This window comes from Candidatus Chlorohelix sp. (assembly GCF_037138995.1).
Classification (GTDB): Bacteria; Chloroflexota; Chloroflexia; order Chloroheliales; family Chloroheliaceae; genus Chlorohelix.
The window spans coordinates 22,962-42,732 of sequence record NZ_JBAXHI010000018.1 but is presented as its reverse complement, the minus strand read 5'-3'; the positions used below and the strand labels follow the sequence as shown (position 1 = coordinate 42,732).

The window sequence follows — 19,771 nt, the reverse complement described above, 5'->3', positions numbered from 1 at the left end:
GAGCTATGCTGACTGAGAAAGATTTGGGAATAGCGCAAAAACGCGCCAATCTGAAAAATCGCCCACGCCGCACCCGCCGCACCGAAAATTTGCGGCGGATGGTGCGCGAGACTCATCTGTCGGTTGATAATTTTATCTATCCGCTCTTTATTGCCGAAGGTATTAACTCTCAGGTGGAAATCGGCTCTATGCCGGGGCAATATCGCTGGTCGCTAAAAGACCTTGCAGGTGAAGCCGAGAATATTGCAAAATTGGGCATTCCTGCCGTGCTACTTTTTGGTATCCCCGACTTTAAAGATGAGAAGGGTAGCGAAGCCTACAACGATAATGGCGTAGTTCAGGAAGCGGTTCGCATAATCAAAAAGGCTGTGCCTGAACTGGTAGTTATCACCGATGTTTGCCTCTGTGAATTTACCAATCATGGGCATTGCGGAGTGGTAAACAACGAGGGTTACGTGCTGAACGACCCCACCCTTGATTTGCTCACTAGAATGGCTGTTTCACATGCTGAAGCGGGTGCGGACATTATAGCCCCTTCCGATATGATGGACGGACGTGTAGGCGCAATTCGCGAGGGGCTTGACTCTAACGGCTTCGATAATATTCCGATTATGTCCTACAGCGCCAAGTTCGCCAGCGGATATTACGGACCATTCCGCGAAGCTGCCGATAGTACCCCTCAATTCGGCGACCGACGCAGCTATCAAATGGATCCCCCCAACATTCGCGAAGCTTTGCGCGAAACCGAACTAGATGTCGCAGAAGGCGCAGATATGATTATGGTCAAGCCTGCGCTGGCTTATCTAGACATTATCAGCCGTACACGTGATCGTTTTGACCTACCGCTGGCAGCTTACAATGTCAGTGGCGAGTATTCGATGATAAAAGCGGCGGCACGTTTAGGTTGGATTGACGAGGAACGTGTGATTCGCGAAACGTTGGTTTCTATTAAACGGGCAGGTGCTGATATGATTATCACCTACCACGCCAAAGAAGCTGCTCCTTGGTTCTCTCGATAATTACATAAATCTTTCCCTTACATAAATAACAATGGCTACGGAGAAATTTCTGTAGCCATATTTTTTTGCTATTTTTGCTTGAATATTCTGTACTGCGCTGGCATAGGCCAATAACACAAAAAACGATTTATGCCCACCTTTATTTTATGTAAAGTAAAAACAAGGGGTATTAAAACCCCTTGCCTAAATCTTTTGCTGAAACGAGCGAAACAATTAGGAAACCGACAGTTCTTTAACAATCTTCTCGCGCTTGTTAGGCTTTACCGAAGAGTAGTCAAGCAAATCGTAAATGCGGCTTTGCATCTGGGGAGTCCAAAGGCAGCGCACCATCGCCAGCGCTACATCCTCACGGTGTACCCGACCGAGAATATTAAAGCCTCCATCACCGCTTAACTGGCTCTCCGCCAGCACCGGGCGACGTTTTGCGCCAGAAGGCAATTTCAAAGCCTCGTCTGTATCTACTAAACCACCGGGGCGGATGATAGTATAGGACAGCCCACTTTTAACCAAATATTCCTCAGCTTGCCATTTAGGATAGAACGGGATACTGAAAGGATGCAAAAGGCTACGCTCCTGATATACACCCATAGTGGAATTGAGTATATATCGCTTAACCCCTTTGACCTTAGCAGCATCAATCAAGCGTTTATTGCCAAAATAATCTACTTGCTTTAACCCGTTCGTATTGCTGAACATTTGGCGTGTACCAAGCGCACTAATAATCGCCGTAACGCCTTCTAACGCTTTGGCAAAGGTTTCAGCGGTTGTTTGGGGATTTGCTACATCAATTATAAAAACCTCAACCCCTAGCTTTGCCAGAATTTCGCCTTTTTTGTTATCACGCACCAACACGCGGGTTTTTATACCTTCATTTACAAGCGCTTTTACCACCCGCCTACCGACTCCTCCAGTTGCGCCTGCAACGAGAACTAGACCATCATAGTTTGCCATAACTTTTTCCTTTTATGTATCATGCATTTGAATGCTAAATATCTATATAAACTGCTTTGAGATAAATATATCTGATATAGAGTATTACTTGAGAGGCTTTAATACAAGAGATAACGAGGATACACTAGGTTAAAGAATAGTAAACTAGGACTATGCAATGGTATTATTTCTGTAGTCCAAGCCACTTACCCTTTAGCAGGGTAACTCTATAATTTAGCCATACAACAAAGTTTTATCTTTCTGGAGGAGTTATTCTATTGTGAATTTCTGGATAGATGTTTTACCATCGGTAGTTGCCGCAATCTTTATTTGGTGGGGCGCAACCGGAATTATTATATATTTGTGTGGACGACGCGCTTGGAGACCATGGGTATTCGGCGTGGTTACGCTGGCGCAACCCTTCGCGTTCTGGCAAATGGTGGCTACGCGCGATAGCCATGATGTGGGCGGGGTATTCGCACAATTCTTTTGGGCAATTATCATCTGGAGTTGGATAGAAACCAGTTACTACAGCGGTCTTATCGTTGGTCGCAAAAATATACCGGAAATTGAACCCGGCACTCCCACCAGTTTGAGATTCCGCCGAGCCGTTGCCGCAAACTTGTATCATGAACTGATGATAATCGGCTTGAGTATTGCGGTTATTATTGTAGGTTGGGGCGGCAGCAACGAAACAGGTTTGTGGACTTTTATGATTTTGCACTGGACTCACCAGTCGGCAAAAATTAATATTTTTCTGGGTATCAACAACCTTACAACTGATTACCTTCCCGATAACCTTAAATATATGGCGCAGTATTTTACCCAAAAGCCGCTTAACTCTTTCTTTCCATTTTCCGCTACTATCTCTACTATCATCGCCACCGCGCTATTTATATCGGCAGCACAGACTAATACCGCCGGGGAACAAGTCGGACAGGCTTTGTTGTTCGTGTTGATGGTTGCCGCCGTCATTGAACATTGGTGGTTGGTTACACCTGTGCCATCTAAGGCTTGGGATTGGGCGTTGAAAAGCCGCAAAGCTGATGAACAGCAACAGTTACCCACTATTCAAGTGGTTTGCGGCTATCTAGGCAGCGGTAAAACCACTCTTATTCGCCACCTGTTACCGCAATTCGATGAGCGTGTAGCGGTGTTGGTGAACGACTTTGGCGCAGTAGGAATTGATGCCGAGCTTATTAGGGGCGATAACGCTGCCGGAATGGTAGTCGAGTTGCCGGGCGGTTGTGTGTGCTGCACGCTCCAGAAAAATTTAAGTGGGCAAATAATCAATTTGCTGGAAACTTTCAAACCTGAACGAGTGATTATAGAGCCGAGCGGCGTTGCGGGAATCGAAGAAATCATCAAGGCGCTTGCCAGCCCACGTCTGGTAAAAAGAGTCGCGAATGTAGAAGTAGTAGCGGTTATCGAAGCGCCCCGTTTGTTGGCATCAGGCGGCTTACCTGAGTTTGTAGTGACGCAGATAAAGGCAGCCGGGGCAATCGTAATCAGCAAAACCGATTTGGTGCAACCGGGCGAGGTTGGACGAGTGGGAAAAGTAGTAAGCGCATTGAATCACAAAGCGCGGGTTATAACGGCTATAAACGGGCAGGTTGCATTGAATGAATTGTTCGAGGCAAAGCCGGAACTTCTCTCAGAAGAACACGAGCAGCACCTCCACGACGAAGAAGAGGGCGGCTTAATCTCTTTCGGTAAGGAATACACCGGAGAATTTGACCCGCAAGCCTTGCGCGACCTTTTTGCCGACCTACGGGATGGTCATTATGGACCTGTAATACGCGCCAAGGGAATTTTTCATGCGCGGGGTGGTGGTAGGTTAGCGTGGGATTTAGCCAGCGGTAATATCATTGAACGAATACTAACGCCCCCACTTCCGGGAGAATTACCCGGTGGGCGTTTTATGGCAATTGCAGAAGACCTAACCAGCGAGCAGTTACATGAACGCTTACAGGGCTGTATTATTCCGGCAGTTAGCCTTTAGAACAAAGCACTTTGGCGATATTCTTCTGACTGTGGGGGTTCTCCGGTTGGAATAGCATAACGCGCCAGCAAATCCATATAGCGCAAGCCCCATTCTTCGAGGCTAATTTCAGGTTCGGCGTAGGTTTCTTCTCTGGTACGGGAAATTCTGAAATTTTGGCGGATTAGGTGACGTGCTGCCGCTACTGCATCCCGCATATTGGTTACCATGAGTCTGCCGCCCGCTACCTCTTCGGTAGTATGTTCATGACGCGCCAACCACCAGAATGTTTTTAGCTGGCTTTCTTCTGCGCCAAAAACCAGCCGAATTATCACCAATTCCACTTCTGGTTTGGGACGATAACCACCGCTACGCAATTTATAGGCAGTTCCCTCTTTAGATATTACTCCATCCAGAGGTAGCAGTGGCTGTTCAAACATACTACTTCAAAGCCCCTCTTTGGCTGAGCCAATCTATAAAGCTTTCAGGTACGCTCATAGTTGAAAGACGACTCTGCCGCACCAAACTCCAGTCATTAAATAGCCCACTGGTTTTTATTTCAGCAAGCGTCACCGGAGATTCAAATTTATGAGCAAATTCGATGTCAATAACCCAACTTTTAGAGTCATTTGGGTCTGGACGTGCTTCGGAAATGACCTTTGCTACCCCAACCACTGCTGATTGACCTCCACTGTGGTAAATCATTACAGTGTCGCCCGGTTTCATTTGCCGAATGGCTTGAAGGGCTTGCGCGTTGCGAATCCCATCCCACACGGTTTTCTTCTCAAGCTCAAGGCTATCAATCGAGTAGGTTTCAGGATCGGTTTTAGCAAGGAAATAAGCCATAAATCATTGCACCGCCAAAAGTTCCACATCGAAAATGAGTTCAGCATTGGGTGGAATACTCGTACCCGCCCCTTGTGCGCCATAACCTAAACTCGGCGGAATAAGCAAGCGGCGTTTACCGCCCACTTTCATGGTTGCCACGCCCTCATCCCAACCCTTGATTACTTGCCCAACACCTAACACGAATTTGAAAGGTTGCCCACGATCAACCGAGCTATCAAATTTGGTTCCGTTGGTAAGGTAGCCGGAGTAATGTACAGAAACGCTTTGCCCGACTTTTGGCTGAGCGCCGCTTCCTACAACTGTATCATAATATTTCAAGCCGGTGGCGCTTTTAGTCAATTCTGGAGTAGCGGTACCGGCAGGCGCAGTGGCAGCAGAAGGAGCGGCAGTATTATCGCCACAAGCAACCAGAAGCGCGGACATCAGCAATACCAGAATAAAGACGGAAATAAGTCTCGGTTTATTGTTCATCATCAATCCTTAAAAACTAAGAAAAAGCGCTATTGGTAATTTTTACTTAATACAGCACGTGGTATTTTTAAAACAGCAGAAAGGCTATGTGCAAGGTGTTTATCCCTACAACATAGCCCCAAAATATCCTTATTTTATTCCAAGCAATTCCACATCAAAGAGCAATTCGGCGTTCGGCGGAATAATTCCACCTGCACCCCGTGAACCATAGCCAAGGGTCGAAGGGATAATCAAGCGACGTTTACCGCCAACCTTCATGGAAGCCAAACCTTCGTCCCAACCCTTAATTACCTGTCCTGCTCCTAACACGAATGTGAAAGGTTGCCCACGATCAACCGAGCTATCAAACTTAGTACCGTTGGTAAGATAGCCGGTATAGTGTACTACCACTGTCTGACCGGACTGCGGCTGTGCGCCACTTCCCACCACATTATCCACATATTTCAAACCGCTAGGGGTTGTTACTTCGCTCATATAATTTCTAATCTCCTATCTGGTTGTTGTCAATTTTTTGGCTTCGAGACTCTCGCGTACCGCTTCGCGAATACGCTGAGGAGTTTGCTCACCTTTGGTAAGAAAACGCGCCAATCCTTTGTGAATAAAGACGTGTTCATCATTTGACAGTTCTTTAGCACTAACCACGATAACCGGAATATTAATGGTAATGTGATCGGCTCTCAGGCGCGATAGTACCTGAAACCCATCCATTTTTGGCATCATCAAGTCCAGAACAATCAGGTCAGGCGGGTTTTGAGTAGCCAGTTTCAAGCCTTGATCACCGCTTGCTGCGGTCGCCACTACGAAATCCAGTTCGCTTAGGCTTTCCTTTAGCATACGACGCAAACTGGCATCATCATCAATTACTAGAATATTGCGCTGAGGAGCTAGGGCAGTTAGACGGTTAATCAACTCTTCCAACCTGCGTAATTCAACCGGCTTTGGCAAAAATTCCGCTGCGCCTATATGTGCGCCCATAAATTTGGTATCTAGCACTGTACAGATAATAACAGGCACATCGGTTAAATGCGGATTCTCCTTCAATTTGATTAGCAAATCCCACCCATCCATACGACCTGCTAGTGTAATATCCAGTACCATTGCAACCGGGATAAGCAAATCTACCAAACGTAATGCCTGCTCGGCGCTATTAACTATCCGGCAAGAATAACCATCTTCTTCTAGATAAGTGCTAATTAGCTGAGCTAGGCTATTGTTATCTTCAACTATAAGAATAGTGTTTTCAATCGCCTCTACTGAGTAAGAGGTGGTAATTGTTTGATTTGGCTCAGGCGGATTAACCAAAACTGCCGGCAGGGTAAAATGGAAAATGCTGCCTTTACCAAGCGCACTATCCACCCAGATTTTACCACCGTGCGCCTCTATTATCTCACGACTAATGGCAAGTCCTAGCCCGGTTCCGCCGATTTCTCGGCGGTCGCTGTTATCTACCCGGAAAAATTTGTTGAATAGCTGGCTTTGAGCTTCTTTGGGAATACCAAGTCCATTATCTTGCACCGAAGCTTCCACCATTTGGTTTTCATTCAGGTGCGCTCTCAAAATAATGTCTCCGCCGTTAGGAGAATATTTTATTGCATTACCGATTAGATTCGTTAGGGTTTGCACAATCCTATCAGGGTCAGCACGTATCATGGTAAGGTCATCGGGAAACTCAACTTTGATGCGTTCGCGCTCGTTATTGAACAAATCGAGAACAGGGCGTACCAGAAAACTCAAACTCACCTCGCTGAAATTATAAACCTGCCGCCCTGCTTCCATACGCTGAATGTCTAGGAAATCGCTGATTAAGTTGCTGAGGCGCTGTGCTTCCTTGTGAATGGTTTCTACATAAAGACGCGATTTTTCTTGGCTCACCTGACGGGTCAACATCAGTTCGGAGAAGCCCAACACGCTTGCCATCGGGGTACGCAATTCATGCGAAACAAGGCTTACAAATTCATCCTTGAGACGACTGACCTCCTGCTCACGGGTAACATCCCGGAAAACCCCTACTACACCTGTGACTCTACCACTTTCAATAAGCGGCGCAGCAACCAGCGAAATCATACGGCGTTTACCGTCTGGATGATTGATTGAGAAAATACGCGGCTCGGTGGAAGTGGCGTTTTGAATCGCTTGTAGGCAAGGGGAGGCTTCTAGCGGTAGGGTATGTCCTTTGCTATCCTGCATACCAAGCGCTTCCCAATAATAGCGTTCTATCAAATCCTCTGTGGTCAACCCGGAGATTTGCTCTGCGCCGGGGTTTAAAGTAACTATCCTTTGCTTCAGGTCAGTTGTAAACACTGCATCGGCAATAGAGTTCAAAATAAGTTGGGTGCGGTTGCGCTCATCCCGAATCGTATCAAATAGGCGAGCATTTTCGATAGCTACTGCCGCTTGGTTGGCAATCAGAGCCAACACATCCTGATCTTCTTTATTGAAATCACGCCCGGAGGTTTGGTCGTTTAGAATAATAACGCCAATGGTTTGCGATTGCCAGCGCAAAGGGCTTATTAGAATGCTGCCTACCTTTCCAGTACGCAAATCCCATGATTCTGCCAAAAAGCGACGCAATTTCTCGGTATCCTGCTCAGTCAAGCTATTGGGAAAGTTTAGTTCTACCAAACGATTTTCGGCAGGAAGCGCCATTGTTTCAGCCTGATTAAGGTTAAATTCAAGAAATGATGGCGTATTCATAGATATACCATCATGCAAATACTCTGCCATCACCTTGATGTCGTGCCTACCCTCGTCCCATAGCGCAATTGCGCCCCGACTGACCTGTAATAACTTGACCGCTTCGGTGACAATCGTGGTTAGCACATCTTTCAGGTCGAGCGAACTATTGATGGCGAGACCAATATCTAGCAACGCTTGATTACGTGCAAGCAACCGCTCAATTGCCTTTTGCTGTTCTTCGATTTCGCCCCACACCTGTTCCCACGTTTTTTTTGCCATTTGCAAGAGAGAATATTCCCGCAGCACTTTGCCATGTTCTGCTGCGTTTTCCAACGCATTTTTCAACGCCACTACCAGCGCTTCTAAATCTTCCAGCAGAGCAGGAGAGAAAATAGTATGGGGACTGACAATACATAGAGCCGAGCGCAAATCAATCGCATCGGTAAGAGGGTAATAAGCCAGATGATAGCCTAAAGGCAAACTTGAAAACTCTGCAACCTCATGCGAGTCAGTAAGCAACAAAGGGGTTTTCTGATTTTGTAGCGTCTTTACAATATCAAGCAATGAAACACTGTCAGTCAGGGGGTGAGCTTTAATCACCAGCGGGGTGATACGCTTCCCATCCCAACGCACCAGCACAAAAGCAGTGTCCGAGCCGAGCAATTGAGAGAGGATTTCGTAAACGCGCCGAGCAATCTGATCGGGATTTAAATAACGACCAAGTGAAAGATAATCGGCGCGAACTAGTTTACCGATGCTTCCTCCCGGCAGTTCATCATAGTTCTCAAAATTCTTCTTTGACAAATCATTTACCATAAGTCAAATTATAGCTATTTAAGGCTAAATGTAAAATCATAAGGGACACTTTAAAAGTAGATAGCGTTAACATAGAATAAAATGAACAAATAGTCGGGCAAGGCTGCTACCTCTACCTTCTCCGTGGTGATACAGAGCTAGGTTTTTGAGCTTCTTTGATACCATCCAAACGGCTATCCAACGCTACATAACGTTAGCTGCAATAGGGGTTTTTCACCATTTTGGCATAATCAAACGATTTGCCAATCTCCCTCGTTCTGGAATAAACTAGATACACATAATAACCCAGAGACTTTCCAAATTAGGAGGAAATCAATGAGTATAATGTTGCCCGATAGCGCTTTGCAAAATCATGTGGCGATAATAACCGGAGGCGACACAGGTATAGGTAAATCCATTCCGCTTAATTTATCTAAACTAGGCGCAAAAATTGTGGTAGCACGCCGGAAACTGGAAAACCTAAATAACTAACCAAGAGATTACGAGATGAATAAAGAGCTATTTACCAAGCCGCATCGCCGCTTTAACCCCCTGACCGGAGAATGGGTTATCGTTTCGCCACAACGGTTGCAACGTCCGTGGCAAGGGCAAATTGAGAAAGCTGTCATTGAACAGAAACCTAGCTACGACCCGGCATGTTACCTATGTCCCGGCAACGAACGCGCCGGAGGAAATCATACTCATGCTTATGACTCGGTTTATGTTTTTGATAACGACTATCCCGGTTTATTGCCTGATACTATCGAGTCTAAACATGATGAGAAGGGTATTATTGTGGCAGCAACCGAACGCGGTATTGCCCGTGTACTTTGCTTCACACCCCGCCATGACCTGACGCTCCCTCTTATGAAGCAAGCTCAAATTGAAAAGGTAGTAGAGGCATGGGAGCAGCAATATCAAGAACTCGGCTCTATTGATTATGTAAAGTATGTTAGCATCTTTGAGAATCGAGGCGCAATGATGGGCGCAAGCAATCCCCATCCACACGGTCAAATATGGGCGCAAGAAAGTTTACCCAACGAGCCGCGCCGGGAACTGGCTAACCAATTTGAGTATTTCAAGCGGCAGGGCAGTTGTATGCTGTGCGATTATGGGGCAATTGAGTTACGCGAACAAGAGCGGATTGTGTGCGAAAATGATACTTGGATGGCGGTAGTGCCTTTCTGGGCAAGTTGGCCCTATGAAATAATGCTACTGAGCAAACGACACGCTGCTTCATTGACCGATTTGAAAGCGGAAGAACGCGCAGGGCTTGCCGATGTGCTGAAACGTTTCCTAACCCGCTACGACAACCTGTTTGAGACTTCCTTCCCCTATTCGATGGGTTTTCATCAAGCGCCTACCGATGGCGAAAATTACCCGCATCAGCACCTACACGCCCATTTTTACCCGCCCTTGCTGCGCTCTGCCACCGTCCGCAAATTTATGGTAGGCTACGAAATGCTGGGAGGTCCCCAGCGTGACATCACGGCTGAACTCGCTGCCGTGCAGTTGCGTAATCTATCCGAGGAGCATTACAGCCAAAGATGAATAATGCCCTGAACATTGCAATACTCAGTGACGTATTCCCGCCCAAGTGCGGCGGTAGCGGTTGGAGTAGCTTTTATCTGGCGCGTGCCTTGCAACAACGCGGTCATAATGTGCAGGTGGTTGTGCCGAAAGAGGGCAAAACCTTCAGCACAAACAGCCGCGAATACGAAGGCTTGCCCGTCACCGAGTTTATTTATCCATCGGTAAAAATACCCTTTGCTCGCAACTACACCCGCAACGAGCGGCTTTATCCACGTTTCGCGAACTGGCTAGAAGGTTTTTTCATTCAGCACAAAATTCAGGTAGCACACGGGCAGCACTACTTGACCATCCCTCCTGCGGTAATTGCCGCGCAAAAGAGCGGTGCAGTCAGCCTAGCCACCATCCGCGATTATTGGGCAGTGTGCTATTGGACGACTCACCTGAGCGGGAATAAGGTTTGCCCCGGTTGCAGCCCCACCAACCGCCTGAAATGCCTCTACCGAAATCAGGGCGCATTTGGAATTGCTGCCGCGCCCGTTTCGCTTTATATGGCTTCCAATTTGCGCCTTAAACAAAAGTGGCTTGCCCAAGCCGATGCAACGCTAGGAGTCAGCCATTACGTGGCAAGCAAGCTCGCGCCCTTTGTACCACCCGAACGCTTGCGGGTACTACCAACTTTCGTTGACCTCGACCAATTGCAGGAAATCGCCGGGCAGGAATCTAGCCTTAAAATTAGCGAACCTTATTTGCTGTATATGGGCAAGTTGGAGGAAAACAAGGGGGCAGGGATGTTGCTGGATGTTTTGCGCATCGCCCGCCCTGCTATTCCCACGCTGGTAGCAGGCGAGGGCAGCATGAGAGCTAACCTTGAGGAAACCGCCACCCGCGAAGGGTTGAATATAAAGTTTCTGGGCTGGGTAGAACACGATGAGGCTTTAAAGTTGTTGGCAAAAGCCGAAGCCTTGCTTTTTACCTCGCTGTGGCACGAACCGCTCAGTCGTGTACTACTAGAGGCTATCGGGCTAGGCGCGTTGGTGGTTGGTATCAATACAGGCGGCACGCCCGATGCAATCGAGGATGGAGTAAGCGGCGCATTGGCTGCCACACCTACTGAAATGGGCGAAAAGCTTAAGGAATTGCTCAAGCCGGAGAACGCCGGAAAGCGCATACAGATGCGGTCTGCCGCTCTACAGGTCGCCCGTGAAATATTCAGTCAGCCCGTAGTGATTGCCCGTACTGAGCAACTCTATTATGAATTGCTGACTCAGAAAAAGGGGGCAAAACAGTGATTATCGCGCATCTGGCGCGGGTCTGCTACCCCTTTCATCCCTTTGGCGGTCTTGAGCAGCATGTTTATCGGCTGACCCAAGAACTGGCGAGGCTTGGTCATACAGTGCATCTTTTTACGCAACCCCCCGACCCTTTTTATTTTCAACAAGAAGCGGTGCGCTGGCGCGGGGATGTGCAGCATCACTATTTGCCATATCAGACTGTAAAACTTTTGCGCCGCAACTCAATTCCCGACAGGCTGATTAATTACCCCCTTTTTAGCATGCGATTAGCCCGCGAAGTGCGCCGCCTTGCGCCCGCCCCTGACATAATCCATGCACATGGTCTGGCATCTTTCGGTGTGGCACTGCAACCGTTACCGGGTGTGCCGTTGGCGCTAAACCCACACGGCATGGAAGAATTTAAAAACGTCTCGCGGCTCAAGCAAAACGCCTATGCCCCTTTTCGCGCCATGTTACGTACCGCAGCGCAGCGCAGCGCCGCCGTTATCGCCACCGATAGGGCGCTAATACCCGAAGTTTCGCGCTATCTAAAGACACCCGACAGCAAAACGCGCCTAATCCCAAACGCGGTTGACCTTGAAGAAATTGACGCAAAACTTGTCAACGCTTCTCCAACCTCACAACCAGATGGAACTGTGCTTATTCTCAGTGTGGGTAGGCTCGAACAGAATAAGGGCTTTGATACAGGCTTACAAGCTTTAAGCCGAATTAGCGCAACACAAGCGTGGCGTTGGGTTTTGATTGGAGAGGGCAGCCAACAAGAGGCGTTAGAGGCGCAAGTTGCCCGGCTTGGCTTGAAAGAGCGGGTTTATTTTGCCGGAAAGGTTACGGACGAAGAATTGTACGGCTACTACCGCAGCGCCGATGTATTCCTACACCCCACCCTGTATGAAGGTAGCTCACTTGTCACACTAGAGGCGTTGGCATGTGGTATCCCGGTAGTCGCAAGTGCAACGGGTGGTATCCCCGATAAAGTTTTTGAAACGGGCGAATTTGAAAACGGCAGGTTAGCGTTACCGGGCGATGCAATTACACTGCTTGCAGGTCTCGCAACATTGCTCGAAATGGAAACCGTAAGAAGGCATGAGCTTGGACAGAACGGGCGCAAGCTGGTACAGCAGCGTTTTAGCTGGGAAGCAGCAGGCAAAGCTACAGTAAATCTCTACAAAGAATTATTCCTAATTAAATGATAATTGTTTGTGATTTGTCCAAGCTTTGTATATAATTGGTAAATAAGGTTAAAGTCCCTTTACAATACACAATAGACTATTTTTAACAAAAAGTTGGTTTAATATGCTTGAACAAAATAATATTAGCAGTTATAACATAGATGATGATGGTTATCGTTTGTTGGCAAGTGTTTCAGAAGTTGCGCCCGGTACAATCAAGAAAGTAATACTCGCTGAAAAAGATTGGGAAGTAGCGATTGTCAATACCAACGGCAAGATTTACGCATTCCGTGACTCATGCCCACATAAAGCCCTCCCGCTCAGTATCGGTAGGGTGGAAGGCTGTAGAGTGGTTTGTATCGCGCATACTTGGAAATTTGACCTTGAAAATGAAGGTAAAGCAGCCTGCCCTCCAATCCGCAAAGCGTTAGAAACCTATCCAGTGCGGATAGAGCAAGGCAACATTTGGGTCAAGGTGCAAATCTGGTAATTAATTGCCAAGCCCACGCTCGGCAATTACGGTGAATATTGCAATCCATAGTAGGAACTGAACAATCAGGGTAGCAGCAAAGAAAATCAAACCAAGTATTCTCTCACGTTTGTGTATCACTGAGCCGAAAATGGAGTTGAGCAATACTGTGCCAAGACCGATAAAGGGAAGCCACATTACTTCACCTTTTGGAGAAATACGGTCAACTTCGCCCAGTTTATTGAAATGCAAGCGCACTAAATCGGGCAAGTCCGGCAACCGCCAGAGTAAAAAGACAAACATTAGCAGGTTAAGGACAACACCTGCCGCAATCAAACTGCGACCAAGCCAATCATGCCAGAGCGGGTGGTTTAATGTCAGCCCGCCCTGTATTTCCTCTTTGACATTTTCTGTCGCTCCTAAATTCTTGCGTAGCTTGTATTCGATTATAAATTGTTGCGGGTCTTGTGGACTGAGCGCGTAAACCGAAGAGGCGGTACGTATTATCAGCGTTTGCTCAAGCGGTACGGTGGAATAGAACTGGATTTCGCCAAGCGGCTCAAGCCAGCCTTGATTCACATAATAACCAGTCCAGTAAGAAAATAACAGCATTCGTGGCTTGATACGAGGCAAGAGCAAGCCCTTAGCGTCAAACGGTGGCGTTTTTCTAGGCGGAGGCATTTCCGCTTTGTAAGCCGTTTGCGTTTCGTTGTTTTCGGTTGGTTTTTCATCCTCTACATGCACCACCACCGCTTCGGCTATCTCGTCTTCTGAAGTTGTTTTAGGCTCAGCAGCAACATCAGCTTTTTTGGCAACAGGCTCAGCAGTGGCAAAAACGCTTTCCATCTCGTTTGGGTCGTGTATAACCTGTGAAGTATTTATTTTCTGACGAGCAATTTCGTTTAAAACTATATTGGCAGGAAGCAAGTGTTCAATATTGGCGAGAGGTATAACCTGTTTGCGATCACCCAATAAAATGACAATCGCGTTTCGGTCTAGGCTATAGCTAAGACGGTAGAAGTTGAAGGTGCGAAAGGCAAGCCCTGCCAGAACTGCCAGCAAAAGAAAGCATAGCAAGCCCATGCCGAATGTGCCGAAATTTGCTCCCGTACTGTCAGGAGCTTGGGCTGATACAATAGTTTGCCAGAGCATCCCACCGAGCAACCCTACCGTGAGGAGCGTTAGGATAATTCCAATAACGCCACCCAACGAAGAAATAGGTTTCCAGTTTTTCATTTTAAAATAGCCGATGCAAACTCCGCCTTAGACTTGAGCAACCGCTCCTGAAGTCTGATAAACCGGAGTACACCAAGACAAATATTTAGGATTTTTGCCGCGTACTACTTCGTCATAAAGCTGTTGTAGCCTCTGCGCGAATGCCCCGATAGCACCATCACCTACGGGGCGACGATCCACCGAAATCACCGGGGCAACCTGTGCGCCCGTTCCACAAAGTACAATTTCATCAGCGATATATAACTCGGTGCGGTCAATCACCCGGTTAATAGTTTCTATACCCATTTCTTCGCCAGCCAAAGTAATGATAGTATTGCGGGTAATACCCACTAGAATGTTCTCACTCACGGGTGGAGTTATCAGTTTGCCGCCTAAGTACATAAAGAAATTTTCGGCACTACCTTCTGATACATGACCATCAGAGGTAAGCATAATTGCCTCGTCAAAGCCGTTTAGCAAGGCTTCAGTTTTGGCAAAAGCGCTATTGACATAAGCACCCGCGATTTTGCTACGCGCCGGAATCATATTATCATCAATACGCTTCCAACTACTAACCCCCACCTTCAAGCCATCAGTGCTGACATATGCGCCGAAAGGCTGGCTGGTAATGCAGAATTCATATTTTAGGTCGTGCAGCCGTACCCCGATTACTTCGGATGCGATATAAGCGGTTGGGCGGATATAGATATTTTCCTTGAACCCGGCGCGTCTAACAAGTTCAGTAGTAATTTCGCACAATTCATCTACAGTGCCGGGCAACTTGAAACCTAGAATACGCACACTATTTGAGAGGCGTTCGTAGTGTTCACGCAGCCGAAAGAGATATAGCTCTTGCTTTTCCTCATTCCAGTAGCCTCGAATACCCTCGAAACATGCCGTTCCATAGTTGAAGGCATGCGTCATGATGCTGATTTTTGCTTCGGCAAGGGGAACGTATTTGCCCTCAAAATAGCACATTACGTTTGACATCTTGAAAATCCATCTCCTCAAATCTAGGCTGAAAGAACACTAAATGGCATTATATCACAAATGTATCGAGCATTTACCCTTACTTCGTCTCCCCTTCTGGCGCTTCTCCCTCTCCAACGCTTGCCTTAACTTTAGCCTGTGGCTCTCCTTCTGATTTGGCTTCCGAAGTATTATCCTCCGCATTTTCTTCAAAGGAATCTTCAGCCTCTGGAATTTCGCTTTCCGCTGCATCTATCATCAGAGGGCGTGGCGCAACCCGTACCGAAAGGGCTTCATCATCGCGAGTCGGACGGGCGCGATGCCTCCAGATAAACCAAACTGAGCCGATAAAGATTGAAACAATCGACAACATTTGTGCGCTACGGATACCGCCATTCACCGGGTCACCAATGATATAAAGCGAGTCGGTTCGCATTGCTTCAACGATAAATCGCCCAATGCTATAAAACACTAGATACGCAAGGAAAATATCACCATCGCGCAACCGAAGTTTCAAGGCGCGTTGTACCCGCTTCGGATACATAATCATAAACAGCAGGGTGATAAACACCGCATAATCCCAGATTGATTCGTAGAAAAAGGTGGGGTGAAACAGCATAGTATCAACATCTTGAGGTACAAGGCATGTGGTGTTGATTGTACCGGGAGTAGAGCCGCTGGTGCGATAATCGCAAGGGATTTTTAAGCCCCATGGCAAATCGGTTTGGCTACCGTAGGCTTCGTTATTGAAAAAATTACCCCAACGACCCAGCGCTTGCGCTACAATCAGACCCGGTACAATAAAATCAGCCCAGCGTAGAAATTTTATGCCGGTAAACTGCCGGTAAATCAGCGCGGCAATGATACCGCCGATTACTGCGCCCTGTATTGCGATACCGCCACGCCACACCTCAAAGAAACCGGGATGCTGTGGGTCGCCAAAGGAATAAAGGTAATCCTTATATTTCTCCCAAGTGTTGATTACGTACCATAACCGAGCGAACAGGATGCCAAATATCAGTAAAAACGGCAACATCCCCCAAGCATGGTTCGGGTCTTCACCGCGCCGTTCCGACAGATATTGGGCAATAAAAAGGGCGAAAACAACGCCCACTGTAATTACAATGCCATACCAGCGAAAAGTTAGGCTACCCAACTGGAGTGCAATCGGGTTATTTCCGCCTGCCAACCGCAACAAAAAGAAGGTAGTAAATACTGCCGAATAAACCAGCAGGATACCAGGCAAAGTTAATAGAAATTTAAATATGTCAAAATCTCTTTTGGTTTGGTTCAACGCCATTTTTGGGTTCTCCGCTTATAATTTTGGATTGTTTTTCACTGAGGCATTATACCATCAGCGAGCGAAACCGATTTTTATTTTCTCCCATAAACAACCTTACGCCTTCGCAAACGGCTTAGTAAATATTCCAGCAAAAGCACCACCAGCGCCAACAGCAGGTTGATAACAGCGGCAAAGGCAAAAACCCATGTTAGGTTGCCTAGAAATCCGAGAACCTTTTGCTGATACTCCAATGAAATAGGCGGCAGGAATCCCATAAAGCCCAGCGCCGCCAATATAGCGGCAGGCAGGACGAAACCGAGCAACCAAGGACGACGGTCAGCCGCGCTTGGCAACATACCGTTGCTAATGGTGAAAACAAGATACAACCAGAGCAAGTTTATCGGCTGCGAAACTGTTTTCAGCAAATCGGCAGGTAGATTTTGAAAGATATGCAGTATTTGCGTCCCATCCGAAAACCCGTAGCGAAACTGTAGCAAATTCGCGATAAATGCCAACGCCGCGATTCCGGTTAGCAACGGCGCGATTCCAATTAAGCTTTGGCGAAGGGGGTCGGTTCGATATATTTCAACATAGCCTAGAATTACTTTGTTGTTTTGCGCCCGATTTTTGGATGGGCTGAACAAAGCCATATTTCCGGTGGGTACAAACAGCGCCTTCGCCAGTAGCCAATGGCTTAGTTCGTGCAGAATTACGCCGGGAGCCAGCAACCAGAAATAGAAACTTGAGGCAGGTCCGGGCTTGCCGAATATCAGTAGCCCTAGCCCTTGTATGTGACGAGAGAGCCACGACTGAAGTAACCAATAAGCGGCAAACATCAAATAAAGCCAGCAAAGGGCGTTAACCCAGATTTCCCAACTCATGAAAATTTAGACCTGACCTTACACCACCAACGGTTTAGGGGTGACGCTTCTAGCTGTTTAAGACGTGTTTCCATCTCGTGCGCCCAATGCTCAACCGTACTAATATGGGCGTTTTTAGCTTCCAGTTGGTTTTCCAGAGTCGCCAGCTTTTTCTCCAAATCTAGCCTACTATCTGAGCTATTTCCAGAAGCGGGAGCATTGCGTGGGCTTGCTGCCCATTCCAGCAAGGGGACAGCAGTCACTTTGTAATTGTAGTGTTCCCGCACAAAGCGTTGCCCTTGCTCGCTCGCTGCTTTAAGAGATTGGGGGCTTTTTGCCAAGTCACCTAGCAAAGCTCCCAGTCGGTCACTGTCTCCATGCGGAAAGGTATAAATTGCTCCGGCGTTCTCCAGTTCGGTTACAAGTTCCGCGCCCCGCGTAGCTATGGCGGGCAGACCATATTTTAGCCAATCAACCAGACGGGTGCGACTGCCCAACACCGCTTCATAACTCCACTTATCCAATATTATACCCAGATTTGCTTCAAGGTAAAAATTGTGTAGCGTTTCGAGCGGTTGCCAATCCAACAGGTGATAACGCTGGAAATATTCGGAAGTTTCAACCAATTGGCAGAATCGGGGATAGGTAGCCGCATCGTGAGGTGGTAACGCCCCTCCGGTGGAAACAAAATGCAAATCTGGATTTTGCGCCATTGCGTGGTCAAGCCCGGCAAAGAGCGTATCAACATCTGTCCAAGTGTTGTAACCACCGCTCCACAGAGCCACAAAAGCATTATCAGGCACAATTTTACCGCGTAGGATATTCCGATTATGGGGCAAAACGGTGAAATCGGCGCTGGCAGGAATAGACCATACGAAGCGATAACCGTAAGTTGCAGCATTAAGCCTTCCGCAATGTCCTAACTCGCCCTCAATGGCGTGCTGCTGAGCAACTGAAACTGCGCTGAAAGCATCGGCGCGTTCCAACACTGCCCTTTCAAAACGCAAAAATGGCTCGATTACGCTATCATCGCGATACACTGCGGCTTTTGCCTGCGCCTCTGCCAGCGGACTGCCGAAAAGGTCAGACCAAAGCGGTAAGGTACGCGGCAAGTACAGGGTAGCAAGATAAGATGCCCGTACACCTGAACCGACTACCGCATCCGGCATTCTCTCGGCAAGCATTTCCTCCAAATAATTTTGGTCGGTTATCATAGCTTCTGGTATCGCGTAAAGCAAGAGATTATCGGCTATAAGGCGAGGCACTTGAATAGAGTTAGAGCCGAGCGACACTAACCTAACCTTATGTCCCGCTTCAGCCAACGCCCGTCCAAAATACCACGCTCTGAAACCCGGTGCGCTATGCTTTTCGGATGTCTCAACAGGCAATGAGCCCTGACCTATTAGTAGTATGTCCATAAGAACATTATAATTTCAACCTTACCTGCTGGTCAATTTGTGCAAATGCACAAAGGCTTTTTTAGTTTGGGCGATTTGCAAAAATCCCCATTTCTTACTATAATTCCTTCGATTTTATTTGCGTAAGTTCGATTTTGTTGTAATATATAAAAGCATTAAATGGAGAAATAAATATGCCTGTGATACCCCAAAATGCAATGCTGCAGAAAGAGGTGCGTAAATTGAATCAGACAAGAGTGGTGATCGCCGATGATGAATCGATCATCCGTATGGATCTGAAAGAAATGCTCAGTGTTTTAGGTTATCAAGTTGTTGGGGAAGCAGGTGACGGCAAGCAAGCAGTCAGCCTTGCCCGCGAACTTAAACCCGACCTAGTAATAATGGACATTAAAATGCCGGAAATGGACGGTATAACTGCCGCTAAAATATTGACCGAAGAACGAATTGCTCCAGTGCTATTGCTTACCGCTTACAGCCAACAAGAGCTAGTAGCGGGTGCGCGTGAAGCCGGAGTTATCGGATATATTGTAAAACCATTTCGGCAGGATGAACTTCAACCTGCTATTGAAGTTGCGCTCAGTCGTTTCCGCGAGTTCTGCGACCTAGAAAAGGAAATCGGCGACCTGCGCGAAACCCTTGAAGCTCGCAAGGTTATAGAGCGGGCTAAAGGCGTTTTGATGGATCAATATGGACTGAAAGAGTCAGACGCTTTCCGTCGTATCCAGAAACTAAGTATGGATACTCGAAAATCAATGAAGGAAATCGCCGAAGCGATATTGCTGGCGCGAGAGCTAGACAAAAACTAATCAATCAAACGTTAGCAACTGGAAGGGGGTTATGCCA

Annotated in this window: 19 protein-coding genes; 8 read left to right on the top strand and 11 right to left on the bottom strand. The window is 47.3% G+C overall.

Annotation, left to right across the window (positions count from 1 at the left end):
• The first annotated feature begins 5 nt into the window (after positions 1 to 5).
• On the top strand, positions 6 to 1,019 hold the full coding sequence (hemB, locus tag WCK19_RS10090) for a porphobilinogen synthase (protein WP_342397248.1): 1,014 nt from the start codon (positions 6 to 8) through the stop codon (positions 1,017 to 1,019).
• A 213-nt stretch (positions 1,020 to 1,232) separates the two neighbouring features.
• Here hemB and WCK19_RS10085 read toward each other — a convergent pair whose 3' ends face one another.
• Entirely contained in the window at positions 1,233 to 1,970 is a 738-nt protein-coding gene (locus WCK19_RS10085) for an SDR family oxidoreductase (protein ID WP_342397247.1), read from the bottom strand.
• Positions 1,971 to 2,229: 259 nt separating this feature from the next.
• Here WCK19_RS10085 and puhE point away from each other — a divergent pair, with 259 nt between their 5' ends.
• Positions 2,230 to 3,951, top strand: a complete 1,722-nt coding sequence (puhE, locus tag WCK19_RS10080; RefSeq protein ID WP_342397246.1) for a putative photosynthetic complex assembly protein PuhE — start codon at positions 2,230 to 2,232, stop codon at positions 3,949 to 3,951.
• Here the strand turns inward: puhE and WCK19_RS10075 are convergent.
• From WCK19_RS10075 to WCK19_RS10055, 5 genes are all read right to left on the bottom strand, one after another.
• Positions 3,948 to 4,370, bottom strand: coding sequence for a hypothetical protein (locus tag WCK19_RS10075; RefSeq protein WP_342397245.1), 423 nt, complete (start codon positions 4,368 to 4,370; stop codon positions 3,948 to 3,950). The genes puhE and WCK19_RS10075 overlap by 4 nt on opposite strands.
• Before the next feature lies 1 nt (position 4,371).
• Complete coding sequence (locus tag WCK19_RS10070; protein WP_342397244.1) at positions 4,372 to 4,776, bottom strand: EVE domain-containing protein; 405 nt, start codon at positions 4,774 to 4,776, stop codon at positions 4,372 to 4,374.
• A gap of 3 nt (positions 4,777 to 4,779) precedes the next feature.
• On the bottom strand, positions 4,780 to 5,253 hold the full coding sequence (locus tag WCK19_RS10065) for an FKBP-type peptidyl-prolyl cis-trans isomerase (RefSeq protein WP_342397243.1): 474 nt from the start codon (positions 5,251 to 5,253) through the stop codon (positions 4,780 to 4,782).
• 126 nt (positions 5,254 to 5,379) lie between these two features.
• Positions 5,380 to 5,724, bottom strand: a complete 345-nt coding sequence (locus WCK19_RS10060) for an FKBP-type peptidyl-prolyl cis-trans isomerase (RefSeq protein WP_342397242.1) — start codon at positions 5,722 to 5,724, stop codon at positions 5,380 to 5,382.
• A gap of 15 nt (positions 5,725 to 5,739) precedes the next feature.
• The gene (locus WCK19_RS10055; RefSeq protein ID WP_342397241.1) at positions 5,740 to 8,730 is read right to left on the bottom strand and encodes a response regulator; all 2,991 of its coding nucleotides are present in this window, start codon (positions 8,728 to 8,730) and stop codon (positions 5,740 to 5,742) included.
• A gap of 327 nt (positions 8,731 to 9,057) precedes the next feature.
• Between WCK19_RS10055 and WCK19_RS10050 the strand changes: the two genes are divergently transcribed.
• The 5 genes from WCK19_RS10050 to WCK19_RS10030 all read left to right on the top strand — a co-directional run bounded on the left by WCK19_RS10050 (position 9,058) and on the right by WCK19_RS10030 (position 13,205).
• Positions 9,058 to 9,213, top strand: a complete 156-nt coding sequence (locus tag WCK19_RS10050) for an SDR family NAD(P)-dependent oxidoreductase (RefSeq protein WP_342397240.1) — start codon at positions 9,058 to 9,060, stop codon at positions 9,211 to 9,213.
• Between the two features lie 15 nt (positions 9,214 to 9,228).
• Positions 9,229 to 10,272 (top strand): UDP-glucose--hexose-1-phosphate uridylyltransferase, encoded by a 1,044-nt coding sequence (locus WCK19_RS10045; protein ID WP_342397239.1) that lies wholly within the window; start codon positions 9,229 to 9,231, stop codon positions 10,270 to 10,272.
• Complete coding sequence (locus WCK19_RS10040) at positions 10,269 to 11,543, top strand: glycosyltransferase family 4 protein (RefSeq protein ID WP_342397238.1); 1,275 nt, start codon at positions 10,269 to 10,271, stop codon at positions 11,541 to 11,543. Before WCK19_RS10045 ends, WCK19_RS10040 begins: the two co-directional genes overlap by 4 nt.
• Complete coding sequence (locus tag WCK19_RS10035; protein WP_342397237.1) at positions 11,540 to 12,736, top strand: glycosyltransferase family 4 protein; 1,197 nt, start codon at positions 11,540 to 11,542, stop codon at positions 12,734 to 12,736. Before WCK19_RS10040 ends, WCK19_RS10035 begins: the two co-directional genes overlap by 4 nt.
• A 103-nt stretch (positions 12,737 to 12,839) precedes the next feature.
• Positions 12,840 to 13,205, top strand: coding sequence for a Rieske 2Fe-2S domain-containing protein (locus WCK19_RS10030; RefSeq protein ID WP_342397236.1), 366 nt, complete (start codon positions 12,840 to 12,842; stop codon positions 13,203 to 13,205).
• On the opposite strand, the gene WCK19_RS10025 is transcribed toward WCK19_RS10030, so the two are convergent.
• The 5 genes from WCK19_RS10025 to WCK19_RS10005 all read right to left on the bottom strand — a co-directional run bounded on the left by WCK19_RS10025 (position 13,206) and on the right by WCK19_RS10005 (position 18,898).
• Positions 13,206 to 14,420, bottom strand: a complete 1,215-nt coding sequence (locus WCK19_RS10025) for a DUF1648 domain-containing protein (protein ID WP_342397235.1) — start codon at positions 14,418 to 14,420, stop codon at positions 13,206 to 13,208.
• Between the two features lie 27 nt (positions 14,421 to 14,447).
• The gene (locus WCK19_RS10020) at positions 14,448 to 15,389 is read right to left on the bottom strand and encodes a branched-chain amino acid transaminase (RefSeq protein WP_342397234.1); all 942 of its coding nucleotides are present in this window, start codon (positions 15,387 to 15,389) and stop codon (positions 14,448 to 14,450) included.
• Positions 15,390 to 15,468: 79 nt separating this feature from the next.
• Entirely contained in the window at positions 15,469 to 16,668 is a 1,200-nt protein-coding gene (gene lgt / locus WCK19_RS10015; RefSeq protein ID WP_342397233.1) for a prolipoprotein diacylglyceryl transferase, read from the bottom strand.
• Between the two features lie 74 nt (positions 16,669 to 16,742).
• Positions 16,743 to 17,531 (bottom strand): hypothetical protein, encoded by a 789-nt coding sequence (locus tag WCK19_RS10010; RefSeq protein ID WP_342397232.1) that lies wholly within the window; start codon positions 17,529 to 17,531, stop codon positions 16,743 to 16,745.
• Positions 17,528 to 18,898 carry a hypothetical protein gene (locus WCK19_RS10005; RefSeq protein WP_342397231.1) on the bottom strand — a complete coding sequence of 457 codons (1,371 nt, stop codon included), beginning with the start codon at positions 18,896 to 18,898 and terminating at the stop codon, positions 17,528 to 17,530. The genes WCK19_RS10010 and WCK19_RS10005 overlap by 4 nt, the downstream gene beginning before the upstream one ends.
• A 251-nt stretch (positions 18,899 to 19,149) precedes the next feature.
• Here WCK19_RS10005 and WCK19_RS10000 point away from each other — a divergent pair, with 251 nt between their 5' ends.
• Positions 19,150 to 19,734, top strand: coding sequence for a response regulator (locus WCK19_RS10000; protein ID WP_342397230.1), 585 nt, complete (start codon positions 19,150 to 19,152; stop codon positions 19,732 to 19,734).
• The last annotated feature ends 37 nt before the right edge of the window (positions 19,735 to 19,771 follow it).